Genomic DNA, 25,872 nt, shown 5'->3' with positions numbered 1-25,872 from the left:
GCTTGTGTGGCTGTGCTTGGTGTGGCGGTGCCTTGTGTGCCGGGGCTAGCCTTGGCTGGGGCCGACGGCGTCCACTGCATTGGCCAGCGGCACCCCGGACCCGTCCCGGCGCCCGTGCTCGGTGGGCAGCGCCCGGGCTACGCCGTTGGCAGCAGCTGCCTTGGCTGGTCCGTGCCCGGCCCAGGCCACCACCAGAGCGTCTTCGCCCTTCAGGAAACGGTGCGCCCGGACACCGGCAGTAGCGCGGCCCTTGGCGGGGAATTCCTCGAACGGCGTCACCTTGACGGAGCCGCCGGGTGTGCCCGGCAGGGTTTCGGCGGCGGTGGACACCGTCACCACTACCGCATCGGGATCATCCGCGGCCACCACGCCGAAGTACACCACGGCGTCGTCGGCTGCCAGCTTGATGCCGGCCACGCCGCCGGCCGTGCGGCCCTGGGCACGGACGGCGGACGCCGGGAAGTGCAGCAGCTGCGCCGAGCGGGTGATGAAGACCAGTTCATCGGTCTCGTTCGCGGCCACCGCAGCACCAACCACCTCGTCCTTCGGCTTGAGCGTGACGGCTTCCCAATCGTCCCGGTTCAACGGGTAATCCGGGTTCACGCGCTTCACCACGCCGTTGCGGGTGCCCAGTGCCACTACTCCATTCAGCGGCACCAGGCCAACCAGTTTCTCGCCCTTGGACAGGGTCATGAACTCCTTCGCGGGAACCCCGCCGGCCAGGTTCGGCAGCCCGGCGGTGGAGGGCAGGGCCGGCAAATCCAGCACCTGCACGCGGATCATCCGGCCGCTGGAGGTCAGCGCGCCTATCTCGCCGCGCGCCGTGGTCTTCACCACGGAGCGGAAGACGTCGTGGCGCACCCGCTGGCCGCTTTCAGCCAGCGGGTCCTGGTCCGAGGTGCGGGCCACCTGGCCCGAGGTGGAGAGGATGGCCCAGCAGGGGTCGTCCGGGATTTCCAGCGGCAGGACGGCTTTGGCCCCCTTGCCGGTGGCGCCGGCAGCAGCGGCGGCGACGGCGGCGCCCTTCAGCGGGGAGGCAGCCTCGGATTCCAGCAGCACGGTGCGCCGCGGCGTGGCGTACTTGGCCGCTACCTCGCCCAGCTCGTCCGAGACCAGGGAACGCAGGAGCTCTTCAGAGCCCAGGATGGCTTCCAGCTCCTCGATGGCCTTGCGCAGCTCGTCCTGTTCCTTCTCCAACTCAATGCGGGAGTACTTGGTCAGCTGGCGCAGCCGCAGTTCCAGGATGTGGTTGGCCTGGATCTCCGTCAGGTCGTACACGGCCATCAGCCGCTGGCGGGCCTGAGCGGTCTCATCCGAGGACCGGATGATCTGGATGACTTCGTCAATGTCCACAATGGCGATCAGCAGGCCCTCTACCAGGTGCAGCCGGTCCTTCTTCCGGCCCAGGCGGTAAGCAGTGCGGCGGCGGACCACGCCGATGCGGTGGGCCACGTACACCTGCAGCAGTTCCACCAGGCCCAGGGTGCGCGGCTGCCCGTCCACCAGGGTCACGTTGTTGATGCCGAAGGAATCCTCCATGGGCGTGAACTTGTACAGCTGCGCCAGCACGGCATTGGGATTGAACCCGTTTTTCAGCTCGATCACCAGCCGCAGCCCGTGGCTGCGGTCCGTCAGGTCCACAATGTCGGAAATGCCCTGCAGCTTCTTGGACGTGACGGCGTCCTTGATTTTTTCGATGACCTTTTCCGGGCCCACCATGTACGGCAGTTCCGTCACCACCAGGCCGGTGCGGCGGGCGGTCAGCTGTTCCACTTCGACCTTGGCGCGGGTCTTGAAGGATCCGCGGCCCGTGGCGTAGGCATCCCGGATGCCCTCCAAGCCCACGATCCGTCCGCCGGAGGGCAGGTCGGGGCCGGGGATGAACCGCATCAGTTCATCCAGCCCGGCATCGGGATTGGCGATCAGGTGACGGGTGGCGGCAATGACTTCGCCCAGGTTGTGCGGGGCCATATTGGTGGCCATGCCCACGGCAATGCCCGTGGCGCCGTTAACCAGCAGGTTCGGGAAGGCGGCGGGCAGCACTTCGGGCTGTTCCAGCTGGTTGTCGTAGTTGGGCACAAAGTCCACTACGTCTTCATCGAGGTGGTCCGTCATGGTCAGCGCGGGGGCCGCCAGCCGGGCCTCGGTGTACCGGGCGGCGGCAGGGCCGTCGTCGAGCGAACCGAAGTTGCCGTGCCCGTCGATCAGCGGCAGGCGCAGCGCCCAGTCCTGCGCCATGCGCACCATGGCGTCGTAAATGGCCGTGTCACCGTGCGGGTGCAGCTTGCCCATTACCTCGCCCACCACGCGGGCGGACTTCACATGCCCGCGGTCCGGGCGCAGCCCCATGTCGGACATCATGTACAGGATGCGGCGCTGGACGGGCTTCAGCCCGTCCCGCGCATCCGGAAGGGCGCGCGAATAGATGACCGAGTAGGCGTATTCGAGGAACGAGCCTTCCATCTCGGTGGTGACATCAATATCGATGATGTTCTCGGCGATCACTTCGCCGGGTGCGGACTTGGAGACGGGTTGGCGCCGGGCCATGCTGTGTCGAATCCTTGCAGTGGTAGGAGGTGGGTGGCAGGAGGTGGGTGGTTGGGGACTACTCTGAGTCTATGGTGGAGCAGGGACATTACCCCGAATATTGGGAAGCCGACGTCGTGTTGCGGGACGGCGGCACCGGCCATCTGCGGCCGGTTTCCCCTGCGGACGCAGACGCGCTGCAGGCCTTCCACATGCGGCAGTCCCAAAGCTCCATCTATCTTAGGTTCTTCACCTACAAGGCCAAGCTCACCAAAAAGGAGCTTGAGCGCTTCACCAACGTGGACTACCGCAACCGGGTGGCGTTCGTCATCACCATTGGTGACGAAATTATCGGCATCGGCCGTTATGACCGCCTCGACGACCCCACCGAGGCCGAGGTTGCCTTCAACATCTCCGACGGCCACCAGGGCCGCGGCCTGGGTTCCATCCTGTTGGAGCACCTTGCCGCCGCCGCGCGGGAAAACGGCATTCGCCGGTTCTCGGCCGAAGTGCTGCCGGAGAACCGCAAGATGATCGGTGTCTTCGCCGACGCCGGGTACGAGGTGCGCCGGCATTTCGACGACGGCGTGATTGCCCTGGACTTCAACATCGACCCCACGGAGAAATCCCTGGCGGTGATGGAGGCCCGCGAGCACCGCGCCGAGGCGCGCAGCGTCGCGGACCTGCTCTCGCCGTCGTCCATTGCCGTTATCGGAGCCAGCCGCGAGTGGGGATCGGTGGGTTACCAGCTGCTGGAGCACATCATTGAGGGCGGTTTCAAGGGCTCCGTTTATGCCATCAATCCCGAGGCCTTCGAACTGGCCGGAATGATTTCCTACAGCCGGATCGCAGACGTTCCGGAAACGGTTCAGCTTGCCGTGATCGCAGTGCCGTACGACCAGGTCCTGGAGGTCGCCGACGAGTGCGCGGCTGCCGGCGTCAAGGCGCTGCTTGTGGTCACAGCCGGGTTCGGGCCCAAGGGGCCGGAAGGCCTGGCCCGGCAGCGCGCCCTTGTCCGCCGGGCCCGTGCGCACGGCATGAGGGTGGTGGGGCCGGCATCGCTGGGCCTGATCAATACCCGTCCCGAGGTAGCACTGAACGCGTCCATGGCTCCGGCGCTGCCGCGGCGCGGGGGATTGGGGTTGTTCAGCCAATCCGCGGCCATCGGGGTGCTGCTTTACGCCACTGCGCAGCGCCGCGCGCTGGGGCTGTCCTCCACCATCTCGGCCGGCAACCGGGCCGATGTGTCCGGCAACGATGCCATGCAGTATTGGGAGGACGACGCCGACACCAAGGTGGTGGCGATGTACCTGGAGTCGGTGGGCAACCCGCGTAAGTTCTCCCGCCTGGCCCGCCGGCTGGCTCGCACCAAGCCGGTGATCGTGGCGAAATCCGATGTCACCGGCCTCCAGCTGCCGCCCGGCCACGCGGTGCGGACCACCCAGGCACCGCCCGGCGCGTTGGATGCCATGCTGCGCCAGTCCGGCGTCATCCGGGTCAGCACCAATGAACAGCTGATCGACGTGGCGCAGATCGCCGTCAGCCAGCCGCTGCCCCGCGGCCGCAGGATGGCCGTCTTCAGCAACTCGGTGGCACTGGGCCGGGTGCTGGCCGACGCGTGCACCGGACTGGACCTGGAAATCACGGCACTGGAAGCCGAACTTGCCCTGGACACCGGCAGAAGCGTGGCCCTGCCGCAGCTGCGCCGGACCGTCATAGGGGTCCTTTCCGACGATGACGTCGACGCCGGCGTTGTGGCCATCCTGCCCACCCCCGGGCTCACCACCGATGCCATTGCTGCCGTGCTGGCCGAATGCGTGCAGGAGACCGGGAAACCGCTGGTGGCGGCGTTCACCGGAATTGTTGACCCGCGGGCGCACGTGGAAGGCATCCTTGCCGCCGATACCGACGTACCCGGTGAGGGTCTGCCGTGCTTCAGCAGCCCCGGTGCCGCGGTCAGCGCACTGGCGGCCGTGGTGCGGTACACCGAGTGGGCCAACCGCGACCACGGCAGCTTCGTGGAGCCGGCCGGGGTGGACACCGAGGGTGCCGCAGCTTTCATCACTTCCCTGATGGGCCGGGTCGAAGGGGACCGCCTGACCCGTTTGGACCAGGAACATACTGCCCGGCTGCTGCAGTTCTACGGGATCTCCGTGCTGCCGTCCGTCAACTTTTCCACCCCTGAGGAAGCCGTGGCCGCCGCGGACCGGCTGGGCTGGCCCGTGGCTGTCAAGACCAGGGAAGGGCATCTGCGCCACCGCCTGGATCTTGGGGGAGTGCGGCTGAACATTTCCAGCCCGGAGGCACTGCGGACCAACATTGAGCAGATGCGCGGCGCGCTGCAGCGGTACGGGGATTTCGAGATGGAAATCCAGTCCATGGCCCCCAGCGGCCAGGGGTGCCGGATCCGTGCCATTGAGGATCCGCTGCTGGGGCCGGTCATCTCCTTCGGCCTGGCCGGGGATGCCACGGGCCTGCTCGATGACTGGGCGCACGGCGTGCCGCCGCTGACGGACCGCGACGTCGCCGAGCTGGTGCGTGCCCCGCGCGCCTCCGTCAGGCTTTTCGGTTACCAGGGCCTGCCTGAGGCCGACACCCCGGCACTGGAGGACCTTATTGCCCGGCTGGCGGTCCTGAAGGACGAACATCCGCAGATTGCCTTGATCGACATCAACCCGGTGCTGGTCTCCGCCGACGGCATCACGGTGCTCAGCGCCGACATTCGGCTGGGCAATCCGCAGCGCCGCACCGACAGCGCGCGGCGGGCAATGCGGGACTGACTTTTCCCCTGTCCGCGCGCCATTTAGGCGCTGGGGGGCGGTCTGGGGGAAACTGGAAGCATGTCGCCGTTACTTTCCGCTGAACGCCGCAGCCTTGATGCTTCCATGGAACGGGCAGGTTTCTACCCGACGCTCCTGGCCGATGTGGTCCATGACGCCCTGGACGGCCGCGAACCGCTGTCCCACCTCATCCACTTGGAAACGCACTTTGAGCGCACGGAGGTACACCGCCACATCACCGTGCTGGTCCTGACCGAGGACATGCTGGTGATCACCCACGTGGATGACCAGCAGCTGGATGAAGCCGGCGAGCAGATGATGGCCCAGGTTTCCACCGAGTCCGTGCCGGTCACCCAGATCCGGTCCGTGGTGCTGGGTTACATGTACGCCCAGCCGCAGGACTACAAGCCTTCCGACCCGGTCCGTGAAATGACCCTGGCCATAGCCTGGTCCGGCGGCCAGCGGCTGGATATGGGACCTGCGGGATGTGCGGACCCGCAGTGCGAGGCCGACCACGGCTACACCGGCACCATTGCGCAGGAGGACATTGTCCTGCGTGTCAGCGCCGAGGCGGACGGGGCCCAGGCGGTGCAGAACGCCAAGGCCTTCGCCCGTGCCCTGCGCAAGGTCAATACCGACACCACCGCCGCGCCGCGCCCGTTCGACGGCGCCGACTCCCGGCAGCGGATGCCCGGTATCGGCGGCCGCTTCAACCGCGCCCACCCGCAGCGGTAAGCCAGCGGTGTCGGCTTCCACAATCCCTGAGTCCCTGCCCGCAGCACCGGCCTACGGAACCCGTTCGGTAGGCGACGTCCTGACCAGCGCCGCCGCAGTGCTGGGGGTGCCGGGCTACGAGAACCTGCTAAAGCTTCCGGCAGCCCGCCGCGTGTGTGTGGTGATGGTGGACGGGCTGGGTTTGTCTTTGTTGAAAAAGCGCGGTGGACATGCGCCCTTCCTGAAGGGGTTCCTGCCGAAGGCACGGACCCTGAGCGCATCCTTCCCCACCACCACCGTGGCTTCCCTCGCCTCCCTCGGTACCGGACTGCCTCCCGGCCGGCACGGGCTGGTGGGTTATGACGTCCTCGATCCCGGGCAGGACAAAGTGGTCAACATGCTCGGCTCCTGGGATGCCGGGGTGGACCCGCTGCAGTGGCAGCCGTATCCCACTGTTTTGGAAAAGGCCGCCGAGCATGTTTCCGTGGCCACGGTGAGCCTGCCGCGTTTCGCCGATTCCGCGCTGACGCGTGCCGCCCTGCGCGGGGGTACGTTCATTCCGGCCACGGGCGTCCATGCCCGGGTGTCCGCCGCGGTCGACGCCCTGGCCGGCGCCGACCGGATGCTGATGTACCTGTACTGGAACGAACTGGACAAGGCCGGGCACCGTTACGGTGCTGCGTCTTCCGAATGGGGCAACCAGCTCGAGGAACTGGACAGCGCCCTGAAGCGCCTGGTGGCCCGCGTCCCGGCCGGCACCCTGGTGGTGCTGACCGCAGACCACGGCATGGTGGACGTCCCGGTCTCCCAGCGCTTCGATTTCAGCGCGCAGCCGGAACTGGTGGACGGCGTCCGCCATACGGCCGGTGAGCCGCGCATGGTGCACCTTTACCTGGAGCCGGATGCCGCTGAGGGAACCCAGGACCGGCTCAAGACCGCATGGCAGGACGCGTACGGTACCCGGGCCTGGATCTTCACGCGTGACGAGGCGGTGCGAGCCGGCTATTTCGGTCCCGAGGTGGACGAGTCCGTGCTGCCGCGCATTGGGGACCTGATGGTTGCCGCGCGCGAGCCGATCGCCCTCTACGACACCCGCCGGGTGGCCGCCTCGGCGCTGGAGGTGAACGGCCAGCACGGGTCCCTGACCCGCGCAGAATGCGAAGTGCCGCTGCTGATCCTGGCTGCCCCTGAACCATCCACCCGCAAGCAGTCCCGGCCGCAGAAGGCACTTGGGTAGAAAGTAGTTATGGCAGAGCTGGTCTTTTTCTCGGGCACCATGGACTGCGGCAAGTCGACGCTTGCCCTGCAGATGGACTACAACCACAGTGCCCGGGGGCGCGGCGGAATACTGTTCAGCCGCAACGACCGGGCGGGGGAATCCATGATTTCCAGCAGGCTGGGCCTGCAGACCCCGGCCGTTGAGGTGCGCGACAGCACCGATTTCTGGGCGGAGGTCCTGCAGTGCCGGGATTCCGGGCACAACGTGGACTACCTCATTTGCGATGAGGCGCAGTTCTACAGCGCCGAGCAGGTGGAGCAGCTGGCCTACATCGTGGACGAAATGGACATTGACGTGTTCGCATTCGGTATCACCTCCGATTTCCGGACCCGGTTGTTCCCCGGCTCCCAGCGCCTGGTGGAACTGGCGGACCGGATGGAGGTCCTGCAGGTCCGGGCACTGTGCTGGTGCGGGCGCCGCGCCACCCATAACGCCCGTACTGCGGACGGTGTGATGGTTACTGAGGGGGACCAGGTGGTGGTGGGCGACGTCGAGTCCCGCACCGCCGCCGCGCCCGCTGCCGCCGTGCCCGCTGCTGGCGGGCCGCTGGATGAACCGCTGTTTGAGGATGAACCGCTGTTTGACGACATGCCGCTGTTTGACGCCGAGGAGCTGCTCGGCTCCCCGCAGGGCGCCGCGGCTTCGGCTGCCGGCGGGGGAGAGCATGCGGCCCCCGCAGCCGAACCCGCTGTGGGCTATGAGACCCTGTGCCGGCGCCACTATATGCGCCGCGTAACGGCGCAGCAGGCGGCGGCAACGGAAAGCGGAGACGCACCGGCGGACGTGTGCTCAGTGGAGCTGAAAACCGGACGGCACCGGCTGGCCTGAGGCGCAAGCGGGGGAAGTTAAGCGGGAGCACCGCCGGGATCGCATCCCGGCGGTGCAAAGAAGATACTGAACGGGCTAGTCGCCCTTGGTGCCGAACACGATCTCGTCCCAGGAAGGGACGGAGGACCGCTTGGGTTTGATGGCACGGCGTTCCGTGCCCTCGCCCTTGGCATCATCCTTACCGGCTTCCGGTTCCCGCTGGCCCCGCCCGCCGTTGGGCAGCCGGTCCCAGGGGAAGTCGCGGCCGGCGTTTTTGCGGGCCGCCGGCTCGGCGGCCGGGGCAGCTGCGGTTTCCTCCGGCGCGTCCTGCTCGGAATCCTCCGCTCCGCTTTCAGCGGCAGCAGCCTCCGGGGAAGCTGGCTCGGCTTCTTCGCGGACGTCCTCGTCCCGCCCGTTGCGGCGGCGGAAGGGGCGGGCCAGCACACTGATTTCGCGTGTTTGGCTGACACCGCCGGGAAGCGTAACGGGGTCAACCGTGTCGTCGGTGTCCGCCGGGTCCATGGCGGGCGCAAGGCTCAGCCGCCCGGTCCGGGGCCGGCGGCCGGCGTCTTCCTCGTCCTCCGGGCGTCCGTCCCGCGGATGCGCGGCAGGAACACTGCCTTTGGCCAGCAGCGCGGCCAGGGCGTCGTCGCCGTCTTCGTCGCTGCCTAGCCGCTGTCCGCGCCGGGTACGCAGCACTTCGAGGATGCTGTCAGTGTCATCGGAGGGTTCCTCCGGACTGCGCTCGGCTTCAAAGTCGAAGACACGGTCTGCGACGGCGGCCAGCCGGCGGGTGGGTACGGGAGTATCCAGGGGTTCCAGTTCGCTCAGGACCTGGGCCCAGCGGTTGGTGTTGGTGACGCTCTTGCGCAGGGGACTGAAGATCCAGCGGGCCGGAGGCTCTTCCCCGACGGCGACGCGCGATTTTTCGGTCAGCTCAAAGCGGGCCACCACGTCCCAGGTTCCGTCCGGACGGCGCCAGGCGTCCCATTCCACGGAGTCGGGATCAACACCGAACGAACGCAGCCGGTGGCGGACCATGTCCCCGAGGTTGACCGGATTCTCGCCGAAGGCGCTGCGGTAGCCGTCGTGCGTGGCGGACATGGGGGCGGCGACCTCAACAGCCTGTGCCTGCAGGGCCACGTATTCGCGTTCTGCGAGGACCGGACCTTCGTAGCGGCGGATGTGGGCCAGGTCGTGGCCGGAAAGCGCCGCCACTTCTTCGGCGCTGGCGCCGGACCGGATCCTGGACTGGATGTCCCGCGGGGTCATGCTGGGCCCGGATCCCGAGGAGGGATCGGGCTGCGGCGCGGAACGGTGCGTGGGACGAGAGGCGGCCACGCGGAGGGCTTCGTCGATTCGGAGACGGAAGGTTTCCCCGCCCTTGCCGCTTAACAGCAGATGTTCGCCACCTTCATGGACACCCACCAGCCGTAGATCCTGCATCAAAAAGTCCTCCACCCGATAGCAATTCCTTCTTGAAACAATGCCATCCCCGGCGGCGAAAACCTAAGCTTTGCGCGGGTGTGGCGCATTTCCGGCCGCCCGGCAGCGGTGCCGGGCAGGGGTGGCCGGGAAATTCGGTGGGGGCCGGTTCGCTTTTTGCTTCCCGTTAGGTAAAAATCTCTGCTTTACGGGCACAAAACAGGTATCCGTGGCGTTGATATCTCCGAGTCGCTGACACGGGTCCGGACAGCCGGTCCTGCGAGGGCTCAGGCAACGGCGAAACACCACTCAACCGGACGGTGAGATAAGACATTATGGCGACGGATTATGACGCCCCGCGCAAGACCGAAGAGGACACCGGCGAGGAGTCGATCGAAGAGCTGAAAACCCGGCGGACCGACCCGCAGTCGGCCGTCGTGGACGAGGATGAGACGGAAGCAGCCGAAGGGTTCGAGCTTCCCGGCGCCGATCTGTCCAGTGAGGAACTGCTGGTCCGGGTGATGCCTGCGCAGGCTGATGAGTTCACCTGCGCTTCCTGCTTCCTTGTCCGGCACCGGTCACAGATTGCCCTGGAGAAAAACGGAATGTTCTACTGCGTGGACTGCGAAGGATAGAACCGGTTCAGCGGTCCCCGGTGAGTGCAGCAACAAGCTTTTCGGGATGGCGGGTGGAGGTCAGCCAGTACGGGGTCCGGTCTGCCGGGTCGGTGATTTCCATCCGAACCACGGGCGAGATCCAGCCGCGGATGCACATATAGGCGGTGGCGTTCAGGGCCGGCCCGCGCTGCAGGGTGGCGTCTTCGCCGCGGAAAGCCTCCACCTTGCCGATGTAGCGGCGCTCAATCTGCGCCCGCCCCACCTGGAGGGTCTCGGGGGTTACCCGGATCAGCGGGGTGGACACAATGAGCAGCACCGCCATGATGATTGCAGCGACGACGGCGGCGGTGATTCCGGCGAAAAGGCTGATGGGGACAAACACCAGGATGCAGGCCGCGGCAAGGCCGGCGGCAATAAGCCAGATCCAAATCGAGGGGAACAGCCGTTCGGAGTAGAGCACGGCGTTGGGGGTCTTGGCAGCGGGGGATGACATACCCCCAGCTTTTCACCTTTCGCGGGGCATTTCATCCTGCGCCGTGCCGGTGGCTCCGGCCCGGGGTTCGTACAGGAAAACGCGCTAAAGTGAGTGCGTTGGTACCGGGCGGCCCGGCTCCATGCAGTGCAGCCGTGCAGCAGCGCAGTGCAGCAGCCCCCGCTGCCGTGGAAAGCAAGACAGAAGACATCCCAGAACACCTGCCAGTAGACATGGCAGAAAACACGTACGCCGAAGTGAAACCGGAGAAGCTGGTGCAAGGAGCAGGGACACCCCTGGAAGTACAGATCAAGATGCTCGACGACGGGCTGGAACCGCCGTCGTACGCGCATCCGGGCGACGCCGGCGCGGACCTTCGTTCGAGGATCGACTTCACGCTGGCCCCGGGGGAGCGGCTGCTCGTGCCCACCGGCGTCGCGCTGGCGTTGCCGTTCGGCTACGCAGCCTTTGTGCATCCGCGGTCCGGCCTGGCCACCAAGCACGGGCTCAGTATCGTGAACGCACCGGGAACGGTGGACGCCGGCTACCGCGGCGAGATTTCCGTGACCCTGATTAACCTGGACCCGGCCCGTCCGGTTAGCCTGAGCCGCGGCGACAGGATTGCCCAGCTGGTGATCCAGCGCGTGGAAACCGCCCGCTTTGTTCCCGTGGACGAGCTGCCGGACTCCGTCCGCGGCACCGGCGGGTTCGGCTCCACGGGCGGGTTCACGGCCGTACCGGCCTGATCCGGGCGGCCGCACAGCCGCCGAACCGTATCCCGTGCAGCGCGGGCGTTCCGGCAGGGTTTTTTGCGCGGACGGCTGCTGCTCGGGCTTTCCGCCGGTGAACCTGCGGACGGGCGCTTTCAAAGACTTCATTTCCCAAGAGACTTGCAGATAAGAGAGAAGGAACCTGGTTATGGCATTTGGCCGTAGGAAAACCAAGGCAGAAGAACCAGCCGGGACAGCCGCTGACAACGGCACGGCCGACGAAGGGACCGGGGATGCCGGAACCGGCGACGCCGGGCAGCCGGGCGGCACGGGGCCCTACGACCTGAGCGAACGCCCCTCCGAGGAGGGGTACATCGACCTGGGTGCGCTCCGGATTGCTGCCTCCCAGGGCCTGCAGCTGCGCCTCGAGGTTGAGGAAAAGACTCAGCGCGTTGTTGCCGTGACACTGGACCTCGAGGGGTCCAGCCTGCAGCTCCAGGCCTTTGCCGCACCCCGTTCCGAGACTCTGTGGGATGACATCCGCAGCCAGATCGGCAAGTCCGTGGGTTCGCAGGGCGGAACGGTCGATGAACTGTCCGGCACTTTCGGCACTGAACTTCTGGCCAAGGTACCGGCGCAGGCCCAGGACGGATCCAAGGGGTACCGGGTGGCACGCTTTGTGGGTGTCGACGGACCCCGCTGGTTCCTCCGCGGCGTGTTCGGCGGTCCGGCCGCCATGAACCCGGAAGCGGCCGGTCCGCTGGAGGAGGTCTTCCGGAACGTCGTCGTGGTGCGCGGCGAACAGCCGCTGCCGCCGCGTGACCTGCTGCAGCTGCGCCTGCCGCGCGATGCGTCTCCGCTGCCCCGTCCGGACGCAGGAACCGGAAAGCCCGCTGCGCCCGAGCGCGGCCCCGAAATCACGACGATCGGCTGAGCGTGGGAACTGCTTACGGTTCCACCCGCTGCATCAGCATCACCTCGCTGCCGGAACGCGGGCGCGCCTACTGCCGCGGTTACGTTTCCGCCATCACCGTGGTTCCCGCCACGGAATCTCCGCGGTTTACCGCCGTGCTGGAGGACCTGGCGGCCGAATACCGCGCCGCCGATGCGGGACCGCGCCCAAAGGTCAGCCTGGTCTGGCTGGGGCAGCGCAGGGTGCCGGGGATCGAGGCTGGAACCTACCTCGCTTTTGAGGGCATGGTTTCGGTCATCGAGGGCCGGCCCACGATCTTTAATCCGCGATACGAAATCATTGGACGCCCGGAGGCCGACGCATGATCACACCCGATCCGGACAGTCAGCCGGGCCGTGCCGACAACCAGCAGGGCCGTGCCGGCAACCAGCCGGACCTGAACCAGTTGGCTGGCCAGTACGCCGCCCGTGCCGGCGTTGAGCGCCGCAGTGACGGGCAGATTGACGTGCTGAGGTCGGTTGGCGGGGTGCGCGGCCTGGCCGAAGCTATTGTGCCCGGACTCCTTTTTACCCTGCTCTACACGGTGAGCGCGCCACTGAACGCGGCTCTCGGTGCCGCCGTGGCTGCCGCGGCGGTGTTCTCGGTGGCCAACCTGATCCAGCGGCGCCCGCTGGTGCAGTCACTCACGGGCGTGGCCGGGGTGGCCATCTGCGCCTTCGTGGCGTTGCGCAGCGGCGAGGGGGCCACATACTTCGTGCCCGGGTTCTACCTCAACGGCGCCTATATCCTGGCGTTCCTGGTATCCATCGCGGTGAAGTGGCCGGTGGCAGGGCTGCTGTTTGGCTTCATCCGCGGGGAAAACCTCGAGTGGCGGTCCGTCCCCGTGCGGATGAAGGCCTACACCTGGGCCAGCTGGATCATTGTGTCCGTCTTCGCGCTCCGGCTGGCCGTCCAGCTGCCGCTCTACCTTGCCGACAACGTGGCCGCACTGGGCACCATGCGCCTGGCCATGGGCGTACCCCTCTACGCGCTTGGGCTGTGGCTCGCGTGGGTGGTTTCCCGTCCTGCGGCCATTGTGCCCGCCGACTCCGCGGCGTCCGTGCCGGAGACCCCATCGGGGTCTTCCTCCGACCCGGAGTCCTGAGCCGCGTCCGCTGCACCGGCTGCTGACGCGCCGGTCAGGGCCGCGGGGGAGAGGATGGCCCGCAGTTCGTCCTCCGCGGCAATGGTCGTAATGAAGAAAAGTTCGTCGCCCGGTTCCACGACGTCGTCGCTGCTGGGCGTGATGGGTGCGTCGTCGCGCAGGATGGCCACCACGGTGGAATCCAGCGGCCAGTCGATGGAGCCCAGGGTGCGCCCGGTCAGGTGCGACCCGGTGGGGACAGTGAACTCCACCATGGAGGAGACCCCGGTCTGCAGGGTCAGGAGCCGAACCAAGTCACCGATCTCCACTGCCTCTTCCACCAGGGCGGTCATCAGCCGGGGTGTGTTCACTGCAACGTCCACTCCCCAGGAATCATCGAACATCCAGTCATTCTTGGGGTTGTTGACGCGGCCCACTGTCCGGGCCACCCCGAACTCGCTCTTGGCCAGCAGGGAAACCACCAGGTTCACCTTGTCGTCGCCGGTGGCCGAAACCACGACGTCGGCTTCCTCCAGGCGGGCGTCCTTCAGTGTGGTGAGCTCGCAGGCATCACCGATCAGCCACTGCGCCCCGCGCAGCCCGGTGCGCTCGGCGCACTCGGGCTTCTCATCAATCAGCAGTACTTCATGGCCGTGGGCGAGCAGCTCCTTGGCAATGGATGAGCCCACGCTGCCGGCGCCGGCAATCACAACTTTCACAGGGACTCCTTGATCGGTTCCTTGGACAGGACCTTGCTGATTTCGGCCGTCCGGTCCACGGACATCATGGCGTGCAGGACATCGCCCTGCTGGTAACTGCTGTCGGGGCGGGGGAGGATCCCTTCACCGAACCGGGTCACGTAGGCAATCCGCACACCGGCGGCAGCTTCGATGCTGCCCAGCGAACGGCCCAGCCAGCCCTCGTGCAGGGACAGTTCGCCCAGGATCAACCGGCCCGAGGACTCCCGGAAATCGCCGTTAATGCTCTGTTCGGGCAGGATCCGGCGCAGCACCTGGTCCGCGCTCCAGCGCACGGCGGCAACCGTGGGAATACCGAGTCGCTGGTAGATCTCCGCACGTCCCGGATCGTAGATCCGCGCCACTACGTGGCCCACGTGGAAGGTCTCCCGCGCCACGCGGGTGGCCAGGATGTTCGAGTTGTCGCCGCTGGATACTGCGGCAAAGGCGTAGGCCTCCTCGATGCCGGCGGCCTTCAGCGTTTCACGGTCGAAGCCGACGCCGGTCACCTTGCGGCCAGAGAAGCTTTGGCGCAGGCGGCGGAAGGCGCGCTCATCCTGGTCGATGATCGCGACCGAGTGGCCGGCCTCATCCAGGGTATGGGCCAGGCTGACGCCCACGCGCCCGCACCCCATAATCACGTAATGGGCCAACTTGCCCTACCTCGGTTTCAGTCTGGTTCCGGTGTGGTCCGGATTTGTTCGGTTTGGTCCGGTTTGGTCTGTGGTTCCGGCGTGCGTTCGCAGTGACCCGCCCGCACACGCGCGGAAATTGATTCAACGCAAGCTTAGTCCCGTCTCAGCTTCAAATAGCACAGCGCTCCGCTCTCGTGGTGAGATGGGGTTTTAGCCCCTGCAAGGAAGTAAACCTCCCCCCATGACCATTGAACTCACCATCGGTGCTCCGGCCCACGGCGGCCACTTTGTTGCCCGGCACGAAGGGCGCGTCGTTTTTGTCCGGCACGGACTGCCGGGGGAACGGGTTCGGGTGCGTCTCACGGAGTCCGGTCCGGACGCCAAGTTCTGGCGGGCCGACGTCGTTGAGGTGCTGGAGCCCGCCGCTGGCCGCAGGGAACATTTCTGGAAGGAAGCGGACGCACTGCGTGCTGCGTCACGCGGCAAGCTGCCCGTAGGCGGCGCCGAGTTCGGCCACATCGAGCTTGGGGTCCAGCGGCAGCTGAAGGCGGACATTTTCGCCGAGCAGCTGCGCCGGCTCGGCGGCACCGACCTGGTTCCCGAGGTTGAACCGGCCCTGGAAGAAAGCACCGACGGACTGGGCTGGCGTACCCGTGTCAGTTTCTCGGTGGCGCCCAGCGGCCGGCTGGCCATGCACGCCCACCGCTCGGATGAGCTGATCCCGGTGGAGGCCATGCCGCTGGCCACCGCGGACATCAATGCCCTGCAGCTGTGGGAGACGGATTTCACGGGCATGGACCGCGTGGAAGTCGCCGCTCCTGCTGCCGGCGGACAGCCGCTGGTCCTGCTGATCCCCGCACCGGGAACCCATCCGCGGACGCCGGCACGCATTGCCCAGAACCTGCCCGACGGCGTGTCCGTGGCCGCGTGGAACCCGGAAAGCCATGAGCTGACGCGCTTGAAGGGCCGCACCTGGGTGCAGGAAACGGTCCTGGGGCACGACTACCGGGTGACCGGTGCCGGTTTCTGGCAGATCCACCGCTCCGCGCCGGAAACCCTGGCCACCGCCGTATTGGACGGCCTGCAGATCCAGTCCGGCGAATCAGTCGCGGACCTGTACGCCGGTGCCGGGCTGTTCACGGCGCCCCTGGCTGCCGCTGCCGGGGAAGCCGGCAGCGTGCTCTCCATTGAGGGTTCCCCGGGCACCAGCCGGGACGCCCGCAAGAACCTCTTCGCCGCACCACAGGTGCAAATCCGCCAGGGCCGCGTGGACAAGGAGCTGCGCGATGCCGGGAACCTCGACGTCGTCCTCCTGGATCCGCCCCGCGCGGGGGCCGGAAAAACCGTTGTCAGCCAGATCGACGCCGCCGCACCACGGGTGGTCGGCTACGTCTCCTGCGACCCGGCGTCATTCTCCCGCGATTTGGGGTATTTCCGCAGCGCGGGCTGGGAACTGGACCGGCTGCGCGTTTTCGACCTCTACCCGCACACCCACCACATGGAGTCCTTCGCCGTGCTGCGAAAGGCCTGAGCGGCCTTCGCGCCGGGTCCGCAGGGCCCGGCGCGAAGCCCGTCACGGGGAGTCGTGGCGTATATCTCCTGCGGGCGTCCCTGTAAAGGCTAGGATGGGAGGCAGTTGTCCAGTCCTGCGCCGTAAAGGAAGTTTTCCGCATTGTGGGGGAAACATTTCCGCGGCAGGGGGCCTGTTGGCAGGGAAATGAACCACCGGTTTCCCTTGCCGGTCCTTTTATCCAACGGTTAGGGAAACCTAACTGGCGGGCAGTAGTGAGCTGGACAAAGATAACAAGGTGGCGAGAGGAGTCCTGTTATGACTAATGTGGACAGCTTCGGTTCCAAAGGCGTACTAGACGTCAACGGTTCCGAATATGAAATTTTCCGGCTGAATTCCGTCGAAGGCGCCCAGAGCCTTCCGTTCAGCCTCAAGGTCCTGCTGGAGAACCTGCTGCGCACCGAAGACGGTGCCAACATCACTGCGGACCACGTACGTGCCCTGGCGCAGTGGGACGCGGAAGCAGAGCCCAGCACCGAAATCCAGTTCACCCCCGCCCGGGTGATCATGCAGGACTTCACCGGCGTCCCCTGCATCGTGGACCTTGCGACCATGCGCGAGGCCGTAGCCGATCTCGGCGGCGACCCCAAGCGCGTGAACCCGCTGGCACCCGCGGAAATGGTCATTGACCACTCCGTGCAGATTGATGCCTTCGGCAACTCCGGCGCCCTCGAGCGCAACATGGAAATCGAGTACCAGCGCAACGGCGAGCGGTACCAGTTCCTGCGGTGGGGCCAGACTGCGTTTGATGACTTCAAGGTTGTTCCCCCGGGAATGGGCATTGTCCACCAGGTCAATATCGAATACCTGGCCCGCACGGTCATGACCCGCGAAGTTGACGGCGTCCTGCGCGCCTACCCGGACACCTGCGTCGGCACCGACTCCCACACCACCATGGTCAACGGCCTGGGCGTGCTGGGCTGGGGCGTCGGCGGCATCGAGGCCGAGGCAGCCATGCTCGGCCAGCCCGTCTCCATGCTCATCCCGCGCGTTGTCGGCTTCAAGCTGACCGGGGAAATCCCGGCCGGCGCCACCGCCACCGACGTAGTGCTGACCATCACCGAAATGCTGCGCAAGCACGGTGTTGTCGGCAAGTTCGTGGAGTTCTACGGCGAGGGCGTTGGAGCCGTTCCGCTGGCCAACCGCGCCACCATCGGCAACATGAGCCCCGAGTTCGGTTCCACCGCGGCGATCTTCCCGATCGACGACGTGACCCTGGACTACCTGCGCCTGACCGGCCGCTCCGAGGAGAACGTAGCCCTCGTAGAGGCCTACGCCAAGGAGCAGGGCCTGTGGCACGACCCGTCCAACGAGGTCAAGTACTCCGAGTACCTCGAGCTGGACCTGTCCACCGTGGTGTCCTCGATCGCCGGACCGAAGCGTCCGCAGGACCGCGTGGAGCTGACCAACGCCAAGACGCAGTTCCGCAACGACCTGAAGAACTACGTCCACGAGACGGTGGAAGCTGAAAACGGCACCGTTGACGAAGCCCTGGAAGAGACCTTCCCGGCCTCCGACGCGCCGTCGTTCAACGCGAACGCCACCCAGATCGAAGACCACGAACATGACCTGGTGGAGAAGGCCGACGCTCCGGCCGAACGCTCCACGAACGCGGTTCAGGTCTCCATGGCCGATGGCCGCAGCTTCGAGCTGGACCACGGTGCTGTGTCGATCGCCTCGATCACGTCCTGCACCAACACGTCCAACCCGTCGGTGATGATGGCAGCAGCAGTGCTCGCCCGCAACGCCGTCGAAAAGGGCCTTACCGCCCAGCCGTGGGTCAAGACCTCGATCGCACCGGGTTCCAAGGTAGTTACCGACTACTACGAAAAGTCCGGCCTGATCCCGTACCTGGAGAAGCTCGGCTTCTTCGTTGTCGGTTACGGCTGCGCCACCTGCATCGGCAACTCCGGCCCGCTGGAAGATGAAATCTCCACGGCCATCCAGGAAGCCGACCTCGCCGTCACTGCAGTGCTCTCCGGCAACCGGAACTTCGAAGGCCGCATCAACCCGGACGTGAAGATGAACTACCTGGCCTCCCCGCCGCTGGTAGTCGCCTACGCCCTGGCCGGCACCATGGACTTCGACTTCGAGAATGACCCGCTGGGCCAGGACGAAGCCGGCAACGACATCTTCCTGAAGGACATCTGGCCGAACCCGGTCGAGGTCCAGGAGATCATCGACGCCTCCATTAACAAGGAGATGTTCACCAACAGCTACGACACCATCTTCGAAGGCGACGACCGTTGGAAGTCCCTGCCCACCCCCGAAGGTGCAACCTTCGAGTGGGATTCTGAGTCCACGTACGTCCGGAAGCCCCCGTACTTCGAGGGCATGAAGGCACAGCCGGAGCCCGTCTCCGACATCGAGGGCGCACGCGTCCTGCTGAAGCTGGGCGACTCGGTCACCACCGACCACATCTCCCCGGCCGGTTCCTTCAAGTCCGACACTCCGGCGGGCAAGTACCTGCTGGAGCACGGTGTAGCCCGCAAGGACTTCAACTCCTACGGCTCGCGCCGAGGCAACCACGAAGTCATGATCCGCGGCACCTTCGCCAACATCCGCATCAAGAACCAGCTGCTCGACGGCGTTGAAGGCGGTTTCACCCGCGACTTCAGCCAGGCCGACGCTCCGCAGGCTGCCGTTTACGATGCCGCGATGAACTACCAGGCTGCCGGCACCCCGCTGGTTGTCCTGGCCGGCAAGGAATACGGCTCCGGCTCCTCCCGTGACTGGGCCGCCAAGGGCACCGCGCTGCTGGGCGTCAAGGCCGTAGTTGCCGAGAGCTACGAGCGGATCCACCGCTCCAACCTCATCGGCATGGGCGTCCTTCCGCTGCAGTACCCGGCCGGCGTGAATGCCGAGTCGCTGGGCCTGACCGGTACGGAGACCTTCTCGGTTGAGGGTGTCACCGAACTGAACAACGGGACCACGCCCAAGGCCGTAAAGGTCACGGCCACCCCCGAAAACGGCGACGCCATCACCTTCGATGCGGTCCTGCGCATCGATACCCCGGGTGAAGCCGACTACTACCGCAACGGCGGCATCCTGCAGTACGTCCTGCGGCAGATCTCCGCTAAGTAGCAGTACACGCACCAGCATCAGGGCCCCGATTCCCCGATCCGCCCGCAGGGGCGGAGGAGGGAACCGGGGCCCTGTTGCATTGGTACGGAACCATGCAGCACGTGCTGCGCGTTAGAGTTAACCATTGCGACGGTGGATGCAGTGCCGCCGATACCGACTCAAGGGAGGCACCCTGTTGGGACTTCTGGAAACAATCCGGGATCCTCGGGACCTCAGCAGGCTTTCGCTGACACAGCTGAAGCGGCTTGCTGAAGAGATCCGTTCGTTCCTGATCACGAACGTAGCGCAGACCGGCGGCCACCTGGGCCCGAACCTGGGTGTGGTGGAACTGACCATGGGCATCCACCGGGTCTTCGATTCGCCGCGGGACAGCATCGTCTTTGACACCGGACACCAGTCCTACGTGCACAAGATCCTTACGGGCCGCCAGGACTTCGCCACACTGCGCCAGCAGGACGGCCTGTCCGGATACCCGTCGCGCGCCGAATCGGTCCACGACATTGTGGAAAGCTCCCACGCTTCCTCCTCGCTGTCCTGGGCTGACGGTATTTCCCGTGCCCGGCAGCTCAACGGCGAAGGCGACCGGTACACCGTGGTCATGGTGGGCGACGGCGCCCTGACCGGCGGTATGGCGTGGGAAGCCCTGAACAACATAGCTGCGGACCAGCGCCGCCGCGTGGTGATTGTGGTCAATGACAACGGCCGGTCCTACGCGCCCACCATCGGCGGCCTGGCCGACTACCTCGCCTCCCTGCGTCCCACCATCGACGCCGTCCGCACCCACCACGCCTACGAAAACACCCTCGGCTGGTGGCGGGAGCGGCTGCAGCAGGGCGGTCCGGTGGGCCGTTTCACCTACCGCAGCCTGCACGCGGCAAAAAAGGGCATCAAGGACTGGTGGACGCCCCAGGGCCTCTTCGAGGACCTGGGCATGAAATACGTCGGCCCCATCGACGGACACGACATCGACGCCGTCGAACGCGCCCTGAACAAGGCCAAGAACTACGCCGGCCCGGTCATTGTGCACGCCATGACGGAGAAGGGCCGCGGATACGCCCCGGCCCGCGCACATGAGGCCGACCAGTTCCACGCCGTGGGGATCATTGATCCTGAAACCGGTGATCCGGTGGAGCCGGGCGGCAAGGAATCCTGGACGTCGGTCTTCGCCACGGAGATTGCCCGGATTGCCGATGAGCGCACCGACGTTGTGGGCATTACCGGCGCCATGCTGATCCCGGTGGGCCTGCACCGCTTTGCCGAGAAGCATCCGGATCGCGTATTCGACGTCGGTATTGCCGAACAGCACGCTCTCACCTCCGCCGCGGGCATGGCTTTCGGCGGTCTGCACCCGGTGGTGGCCCTGTACGCGACCTTCCTGAACCGGGCCTTCGACCAGCTGTTGATGGACGTTGCCCTGCACAAGGCCGGCGTCACCATTGTGCTGGACCGCGCCGGTGTTACCGGCCCTGACGGCGCCAGCCACCACGGTATGTGGGACATGTCCATGCTGCAGATTGTGCCCGGGCTGCACCTAGCTGCTCCGCGCGACGCCACCCGGCTGAAGGAGGAGCTGCGCGAAGCCGTGGCCATCTCCGATGCTCCGTCCGTGGTGCGGTTCTCCAAGGGCACGGTCGGTGCCGACGTTGAGGCCGTGGAGCGGACCGCTGACGGCGTGGACATTCTCGCGCGCCGCCCCGCGGGTGACAGCTCCAATGACGTGCTGATTGTCAGCGTGGGCGCCATGGCGGACATCGCCCTGGACGTTGCCGGCCGGCTGGGGGACCAGGGCATCAGCTCCACCGTGGTGGATCCGCGCTGGGTATTGCCCGTGCCGCGCTCCATCATCAGCATTGCCGCTGAACACCGCATCGTCATCGTGATTGAAGACGGTGTCCGCGCCGGGGGCGTGGGCTCCCGGATCCGGCAGGAAATGCGGGCGGCCGGCGTGGACACGGCCCTTAACGAAGTAGGCCTGCCGGTGGAGTTCCTGGACCACGGCAGCCGCAGCGAGGTGCTGGAGCGGGTGGGGCTCACCGCCCGGCAGATCGCCAACGACGTCGTCGCGCAGGTCCTGGGGACCAAGGTGCCGTTTGCGCGGCCGCTGCCCGGGCAGGACCTGCCCACGGGTCAGGTGCCGAAGATCCAGTAACCAAGCAGGGGTTCCGAAGGCGGGAGCCGGGATAAGGGAGAGACGCCATGACGGAAAACGTTCCAGCCCTCGCCGTCACGGGTGCCACCGGTGCCCTGGGAGGCGCCGTCGCCCGGCTCCTCGCCGAAGCCGGTGTCCGGCAGCGGCTGTTTGCCCGGCGCACTGCCCGGCTCCCCGAACTGCCGGACACTCCGGTATTCGCAGTCTCCTACCTGGACCGTGCGCAGGCGGTCAGCGCGCTGCAGGGAGTGCATACGCTCTTTATGGTGTCCGCGGCCGAAAGTCCGCACCGGGTCGAGGACCAGCAGACGTTCGTGGATGCTGCAGTGGACGCCGGAGTGGAGACCATCGTGTACACCTCCTTCATGGGTGCTGCACCGGATGCTGTCTTCACCTTGGCCCGCGACCACTACGCAACGGAGGAACACATCAAGTCCACCGGACTTGCCTATACGTTCCTGCGGGACTGCCTCTACCAGGACATCCTGCCTACGTTCGTCCAGTCCGACGGCGTCATCCGCGGTCCTGCGGGGGACGGGTGTTTCGCTCCGGTGGCACGTACGGACGTCGCCCGGGCCGCGGCGAAGATCCTGCTGGCGCCGGGGGAGCACCGGAACCGCACCTATACCCTCACGGGACCTGCGGAACTGACCATGGCGGACGTGGCGCAGGTGCTGAGCACCGTCACGGGCAGCAGTGTCCGGTTCGAGAACGAGTCCTATTCGGATGCCGTAGCAACGCGGGTCAAGAGCGGCGCGGCGCAGTGGCAGGCGGAGGCCTGGAGTTCGAGTTACGCTGCCGTTGCTGCGGGGGAACTGGCTCCCGTCAGTGCGGACGTCCTGGACCTCACCGGCACACCCCCGCTCGGCTTCGAGGATTACTTGCACCAAACCCGCCGTTAGGTACGTCTGCAGGGCTGCACCGGGGCCTGCCCACCGGATAGGGTGGAGGATATGAACGAAGGATCTATGCCGGATGTACGCCGCTTCCTCGCCGAATGCACGGTGGGTGACCTGGACGACGACGACGCAACGCCCGTAGCCGATCTGTACGGCATGTACATCATCTGGAGCGAACAGCAGGGCTTGGACCCGCTGGCGGTGCAAGCATTCTCCGCTGCCGTCCGCGAAGAAGGCATCGAGGCTGAACGCCGGCGCAGCGAGCAGGTCTATACGGGCCTGCTGCCCACCGGGGCCATTCCCATCCAGTACATCCTTGAAACCGACAAGGCCCCCAGCCCCAACAGCCCGCTGGACAGCTTCCCGGCCTAGGGACAGGGCTGGTTCGGCTGCCGGGTTGCGATTTTGCTGCCGGTTTGGGAAAAATCCTCCGCCGCGTACCGGCAGGGATTCCCAAACCGTGAGTATTTTCCCAAAGGGGAGGAAATATCCCCCCTGCCGACGGGTATAGCGTAGCTTTTATGACTTCCTACAACAGACTTGGTAATTCCGGCCTGACCGTTTCCACGGTCGGGCTCGGTTGCAACAACCTGGGCCGCCCGGGAACCCCCACCGAATCGCAGGAGGGTACCGACGCCGTCGTCCACGCTGCGGTGGACGCCGGCATTACGCTTTTTGACGTGGCAGACGCCTACGGGCGCACCCCGGGACTGAGCGAGGAAATGCTGGGCAAGGCGCTGGGCGACCGGCGCGATGAAGTAGTGCTGGCCACCAAGTTCGGCATGGACATGCAGGGCGTCAACGGTGCGGACTTCGGGGCACGCGGATCCCGGCGGTACATCGTCAAAGCTGCCGAAGCCTCCCTGCGCCGCCTGAACACGGACTGGATTGACCTCTACCAGTTCCACACGCCGGACCCGCTCACGCCCATCGAAGAAACCCTGTCAGCCTTGGATGACCTCGTCACCAGCGGCAAGGTCCGGTACATCGGGCACTCCAACCGGGCAGGCTGGCAGATTGCCGAAGCCGAGTTTGTGGCCCGGATGGGTGGCTTCACGCCGTTCATTTCCTCGCAGAACCACTACAACCTGCTGGACCGCCGGGCCGAGCTGGAAGTGACCCCCGCCGCCGAAGCCTACGGGCTGGGCGTGCTTCCCTACTTCCCGCTGGCCAACGGTCTGCTCACCGGCAAGTACAGCAGCGGCAAGGCTCCGGAAGGCAGCCGGCTCACCCACTCCCGGACCAACCTCTTGGAGAATGCGGACTTTGAGCAGCTGGCCGAGTTTGGCCGTTTCGCCGCCGAGCGCGGTCTGACCGAGGTGCAGGTGGCCTTCTCCTGGCTCGCTGCGCAGCCGTCGGTGGCGTCCGTGATTGCGGGAGCAACGAAGGTGGAGCAGGTGCGGCAGAACGCCGAAGCTGTGTCGTGGGTGCCGTCGGAGAAGGACCTTGAGGAGCTGGACCGGATCTTCCCGAAGACGCCGAAGGTTGCCTTGTTCTAGGGTCCGCCTGTTGCGTCACCTTGGTTGCCCGGAGGGTCCGGAGGGTCCGGAACGGCGGCAACGAAAATCCCTTGCTCGCAGAGCTCGCCGGGATTATTAAAGCCGCCTAACCCGGACCCTCCGGGCCTACGTGGACGGCGTCGCCTAGCCCGAACCCTGCGGGCCTACGTGGATGGTGTCGTCTAGCCGGGAGCGCCCAGGTCCTCTGGGCAGATCCGAAAGACGGGATCGCCTTCGGCGAGGCGCTGTGAGTGTTCGATGGCGTCTATGCCAATGGCCCAATTGATCCAGACCGCCAAGGCTGCCGCCGCAAGGAGCAGCAGGGACGGGGCCAGCCTTTCCCGATTCCATGGGCGGTAGCCCAGCGAGAGTATGGCTGCTGCAGCCGCCGTAACAGGCGGTACCAAGGAAAGAGCCAGGACCCACTTGCGGCGTGGAACCTGCTGACCGTAGAAGCAGGCGCTGTGTCGGGGACGCAGTTCAGACTCATACCCAAACGCCAGGAATGTAGTAAAAAGGGCCACCACCATGGCGAAGAACCCCACCGTCAGGAATGTCCCGGCGTCGATTCGTCTGCTCATGCGCAATAGTCAAGCACAGCTCCGGCCGCTCGCTGTTCGCAGGGTTCCCAGGGCGGAAAGCTCAGGCCGGCTTGGTGGCCTTGCCGTCCAGCCAAAGCGTTTCCGATTCGTCGCGGTGGGTTCCCGACGTACCCACGTGCTTCGTGCCGATTTCGGCACCGTTTTTGATGACGTGGACAATTGCCATCCCGTGGCCGCGACCGATTCCGTAGTCGGCTTGGAGCCATTCCAGGATTTCCCCGGCCTTGGTGCGTTCGCCGAAACCTTTGGCCGCCGCTGCATCCACCAGTTGGCGGGGCGTTAATCCTGTCTTGTCCTCAACCGCATCAAGGTAAGCCTGAAAGGACATTCTCTTTTACCTCTGTTCGTGTTTGCGCCGAAACTAGCGGGCGCGCTGCAGTCGGACCAGTATTACCAGGATCACCGCCGTGAGTGCCAGCAGGATCCCGGCGAGAGTCCAGCGCCATGGCGCGGACCAGGGGAGAAGTACCGTCAGCCAGCCAAGAACTGCCGTGGCAAGTATCAGCGCTACCACGCGCCGGCTTTGCCTGCGGTTTTCCTCCGACGTTCCCTTCACGGCCGGAAGGCTAGCGAAGAAGACCGTCCCTGCCCAGAGAGCCGGCGCTAAGCGGCCAGGTGCGCTGCAGGATGTCAGGCCCGCGGCAGCACACCCAGGAGCGCCGACGACAGGGCGATCCTTAGGGCGTCAGTGAGGTCTACGTGGAGGACACCCAGGGCGGGTTCCTCCGCATAGGCGGCAAGGAGGCTGGGGGGAGGCGGGACGTAGGAGGACAGTGCACCGGCAGTAACCAGTGCGATCAGGCAGAACTGCTGGGCTCCGTCCCCCAACTCTGGCAGGTGCCGGCACACGATGCCGGTCATGGCCTCGAGCCTGGCCAGGGAGGCCCGCTTGTGCCGCTTGGCCACCTCAACCGAAATGTTGTGCTCCAGGACGCCGCCCTGCGCCCCGAACAGGTCGCACAGTACCGGGCGTGCCCCCAGGGACCGGCTCAGGATTTCGGCCAGCTGATCGGCCCGCACTGCCGGTGCCGCTTCGGGCTCGATGCCCATTGAGAGCTCCTGTGCCAATTCGGTGAGCCAGGTGCCCAGGAAGTCATCGAGCAGTTCGAGCAGCACTGCTTCGCGGGAGTCGAAATAGCGCAGGACGTTGGACTTCGCCAGCCCCACCCGCCGGCTGAGCTCGTTGAGACTGACCCCGGCTACCGGCATCTCGTCCAGCATTGCCGCTGCGGTGTCCAAGATGGCCCGACGCCGGGTCTCTTTCTGCTCTTCGCTGCGCGCCCGTTGGAATGTCACGCGGCCAGCATACATTACGGACCGGCGGTCTATTG

At 66.2% G+C, this 25,872-nt stretch carries 23 protein-coding genes and 1 pseudogene; 15 read left to right on the top strand and 9 right to left on the bottom strand.

Features of this window, described 5'->3' with window-relative positions; translation table 11 throughout:
- Positions 1 to 45: 45 nt before the first annotated feature.
- On the bottom strand, positions 46 to 2,547 hold the full coding sequence (locus tag LJ754_RS10630; protein ID WP_227926535.1) for a DNA gyrase/topoisomerase IV subunit A: 2,502 nt from the start codon (positions 2,545 to 2,547) through the stop codon (positions 46 to 48).
- Positions 2,548 to 2,618: 71 nt separating this feature from the next.
- Between LJ754_RS10630 and LJ754_RS10625 the strand changes: the two genes are divergently transcribed.
- From LJ754_RS10625 to LJ754_RS10610, 4 genes are read left to right on the top strand one after another with little or no spacing between them, the layout of a single operon-like run.
- Positions 2,619 to 5,306, top strand: coding sequence for a bifunctional acetate--CoA ligase family protein/GNAT family N-acetyltransferase (locus LJ754_RS10625; RefSeq protein WP_227910929.1), 2,688 nt, complete (start codon positions 2,619 to 2,621; stop codon positions 5,304 to 5,306).
- Between the two features lie 60 nt (positions 5,307 to 5,366).
- Positions 5,367 to 6,041, top strand: a complete 675-nt coding sequence (locus tag LJ754_RS10620; RefSeq protein ID WP_227910930.1) for a DUF5998 family protein — start codon at positions 5,367 to 5,369, stop codon at positions 6,039 to 6,041.
- Between the two features lie 7 nt (positions 6,042 to 6,048).
- Positions 6,049 to 7,257 carry an alkaline phosphatase family protein gene (locus tag LJ754_RS10615; protein ID WP_227926534.1) on the top strand — a complete coding sequence of 403 codons (1,209 nt, stop codon included), beginning with the start codon at positions 6,049 to 6,051 and terminating at the stop codon, positions 7,255 to 7,257.
- Positions 7,258 to 7,266: 9 nt separating this feature from the next.
- Entirely contained in the window at positions 7,267 to 8,127 is an 861-nt protein-coding gene (locus LJ754_RS10610; RefSeq protein WP_227926533.1) for a thymidine kinase, read from the top strand.
- Positions 8,128 to 8,202: 75 nt separating this feature from the next.
- Here the strand turns inward: LJ754_RS10610 and sepH are convergent, their stop codons facing one another.
- Positions 8,203 to 9,552: a septation protein SepH gene (sepH, locus tag LJ754_RS10605; RefSeq protein WP_227910933.1), complete on the bottom strand. Its 1,350-nt coding sequence runs from the start codon at positions 9,550 to 9,552 to the stop codon at positions 8,203 to 8,205.
- Between the two features lie 314 nt (positions 9,553 to 9,866).
- On the opposite strand from sepH, the gene LJ754_RS10600 reads away from it, so the two are divergent.
- Complete coding sequence (locus LJ754_RS10600; RefSeq protein WP_227910934.1) at positions 9,867 to 10,166, top strand: DUF4193 domain-containing protein; 300 nt, start codon at positions 9,867 to 9,869, stop codon at positions 10,164 to 10,166.
- Positions 10,167 to 10,173: 7 nt separating this feature from the next.
- On the opposite strand, the gene LJ754_RS10595 is transcribed toward LJ754_RS10600, so the two are convergent.
- Complete coding sequence (locus tag LJ754_RS10595; RefSeq protein WP_227910935.1) at positions 10,174 to 10,641, bottom strand: DUF3093 domain-containing protein; 468 nt, start codon at positions 10,639 to 10,641, stop codon at positions 10,174 to 10,176.
- A 212-nt stretch (positions 10,642 to 10,853) separates the two neighbouring features.
- Here LJ754_RS10595 and dut point away from each other — a divergent pair, with 212 nt between their 5' ends.
- The 4 genes and pseudogenes from dut to LJ754_RS10575 form a co-directional block, all read left to right on the top strand.
- Positions 10,854 to 11,366, top strand: a complete 513-nt coding sequence (dut, locus tag LJ754_RS10590) for a dUTP diphosphatase (RefSeq protein WP_227910936.1) — start codon at positions 10,854 to 10,856, stop codon at positions 11,364 to 11,366.
- 172 nt (positions 11,367 to 11,538) lie between these two features.
- Positions 11,539 to 12,264 carry a DUF3710 domain-containing protein gene (locus LJ754_RS10585; protein WP_227910937.1) on the top strand — a complete coding sequence of 242 codons (726 nt, stop codon included), beginning with the start codon at positions 11,539 to 11,541 and terminating at the stop codon, positions 12,262 to 12,264.
- A 2-nt stretch (positions 12,265 to 12,266) separates the two neighbouring features.
- Complete coding sequence (locus LJ754_RS10580; RefSeq protein WP_227926532.1) at positions 12,267 to 12,608, top strand: hypothetical protein; 342 nt, start codon at positions 12,267 to 12,269, stop codon at positions 12,606 to 12,608.
- Positions 12,605 to 13,252: pseudogene (locus tag LJ754_RS10575) on the top strand (DUF3159 domain-containing protein); the annotation flags it as partial. The gene LJ754_RS10580 and the pseudogene LJ754_RS10575, both read left to right, overlap by 4 nt.
- 14 nt (positions 13,253 to 13,266) lie before the next feature.
- Here LJ754_RS10575 and LJ754_RS10570 read toward each other — a convergent pair.
- Positions 13,267 to 14,085, bottom strand: a complete 819-nt coding sequence (locus LJ754_RS10570) for a potassium channel family protein (RefSeq protein WP_227926531.1) — start codon at positions 14,083 to 14,085, stop codon at positions 13,267 to 13,269.
- A complete protein-coding gene (locus LJ754_RS10565) occupies positions 14,082 to 14,756 on the bottom strand; it encodes a potassium channel family protein (protein WP_227910940.1) in 675 nt (224 codons plus the stop codon). The genes LJ754_RS10570 and LJ754_RS10565 overlap by 4 nt, the downstream gene beginning before the upstream one ends.
- A 223-nt stretch (positions 14,757 to 14,979) precedes the next feature.
- On the opposite strand from LJ754_RS10565, the gene LJ754_RS10560 reads away from it, so the two are divergent.
- The 6 genes from LJ754_RS10560 (at position 14,980) to LJ754_RS10535 (ending at position 23,939) form a co-directional block, all read left to right on the top strand.
- Complete coding sequence (locus LJ754_RS10560; protein ID WP_227926530.1) at positions 14,980 to 16,269, top strand: class I SAM-dependent RNA methyltransferase; 1,290 nt, start codon at positions 14,980 to 14,982, stop codon at positions 16,267 to 16,269.
- 297 nt (positions 16,270 to 16,566) lie between these two features.
- Positions 16,567 to 19,392 carry an aconitate hydratase gene (locus tag LJ754_RS10555; RefSeq protein ID WP_227926529.1) on the top strand — a complete coding sequence of 942 codons (2,826 nt, stop codon included), beginning with the start codon at positions 16,567 to 16,569 and terminating at the stop codon, positions 19,390 to 19,392.
- Positions 19,393 to 19,567: 175 nt separating this feature from the next.
- Positions 19,568 to 21,541: a 1-deoxy-D-xylulose-5-phosphate synthase gene (gene dxs / locus LJ754_RS10550; protein ID WP_227926528.1), complete on the top strand. Its 1,974-nt coding sequence runs from the start codon at positions 19,568 to 19,570 to the stop codon at positions 21,539 to 21,541.
- Positions 21,542 to 21,588: 47 nt separating this feature from the next.
- The gene (locus tag LJ754_RS10545) at positions 21,589 to 22,443 is read left to right on the top strand and encodes an SDR family oxidoreductase (protein WP_227926527.1); all 855 of its coding nucleotides are present in this window, start codon (positions 21,589 to 21,591) and stop codon (positions 22,441 to 22,443) included.
- A 51-nt stretch (positions 22,444 to 22,494) separates the two neighbouring features.
- On the top strand, positions 22,495 to 22,812 hold the full coding sequence (locus LJ754_RS10540) for a hypothetical protein (RefSeq protein WP_227926526.1): 318 nt from the start codon (positions 22,495 to 22,497) through the stop codon (positions 22,810 to 22,812).
- Between the two features lie 149 nt (positions 22,813 to 22,961).
- Positions 22,962 to 23,939 carry an aldo/keto reductase gene (locus tag LJ754_RS10535; RefSeq protein WP_227926525.1) on the top strand — a complete coding sequence of 326 codons (978 nt, stop codon included), beginning with the start codon at positions 22,962 to 22,964 and terminating at the stop codon, positions 23,937 to 23,939.
- A 182-nt stretch (positions 23,940 to 24,121) separates the two neighbouring features.
- On the opposite strand, the gene LJ754_RS10530 is transcribed toward LJ754_RS10535, so the two are convergent.
- From LJ754_RS10530 to LJ754_RS10515, 4 genes are all read right to left on the bottom strand, one after another.
- A complete protein-coding gene (locus tag LJ754_RS10530) occupies positions 24,122 to 24,520 on the bottom strand; it encodes a hypothetical protein (protein WP_227926524.1) in 399 nt (132 codons plus the stop codon).
- A gap of 61 nt (positions 24,521 to 24,581) precedes the next feature.
- Entirely contained in the window at positions 24,582 to 24,869 is a 288-nt protein-coding gene (locus LJ754_RS10525) for a DUF4287 domain-containing protein (RefSeq protein ID WP_227926523.1), read from the bottom strand.
- Between the two features lie 33 nt (positions 24,870 to 24,902).
- On the bottom strand, positions 24,903 to 25,097 hold the full coding sequence (locus LJ754_RS10520; RefSeq protein WP_227910949.1) for a hypothetical protein: 195 nt from the start codon (positions 25,095 to 25,097) through the stop codon (positions 24,903 to 24,905).
- Between the two features lie 74 nt (positions 25,098 to 25,171).
- Positions 25,172 to 25,837 carry a TetR/AcrR family transcriptional regulator gene (locus LJ754_RS10515; RefSeq protein ID WP_227926522.1) on the bottom strand — a complete coding sequence of 222 codons (666 nt, stop codon included), beginning with the start codon at positions 25,835 to 25,837 and terminating at the stop codon, positions 25,172 to 25,174.
- Positions 25,838 to 25,872 lie beyond the last annotated feature (35 nt).

Origin of the sequence: Arthrobacter sp. zg-Y40, assembly GCF_020731535.1 — a bacterium.
Lineage (GTDB): Bacteria > Actinomycetota > Actinomycetes > Actinomycetales > Micrococcaceae > Arthrobacter_B.
The sequence above is the reverse complement of the archived record's forward strand: the minus strand, read 5'-3'. Positions and strand labels throughout refer to the sequence as shown.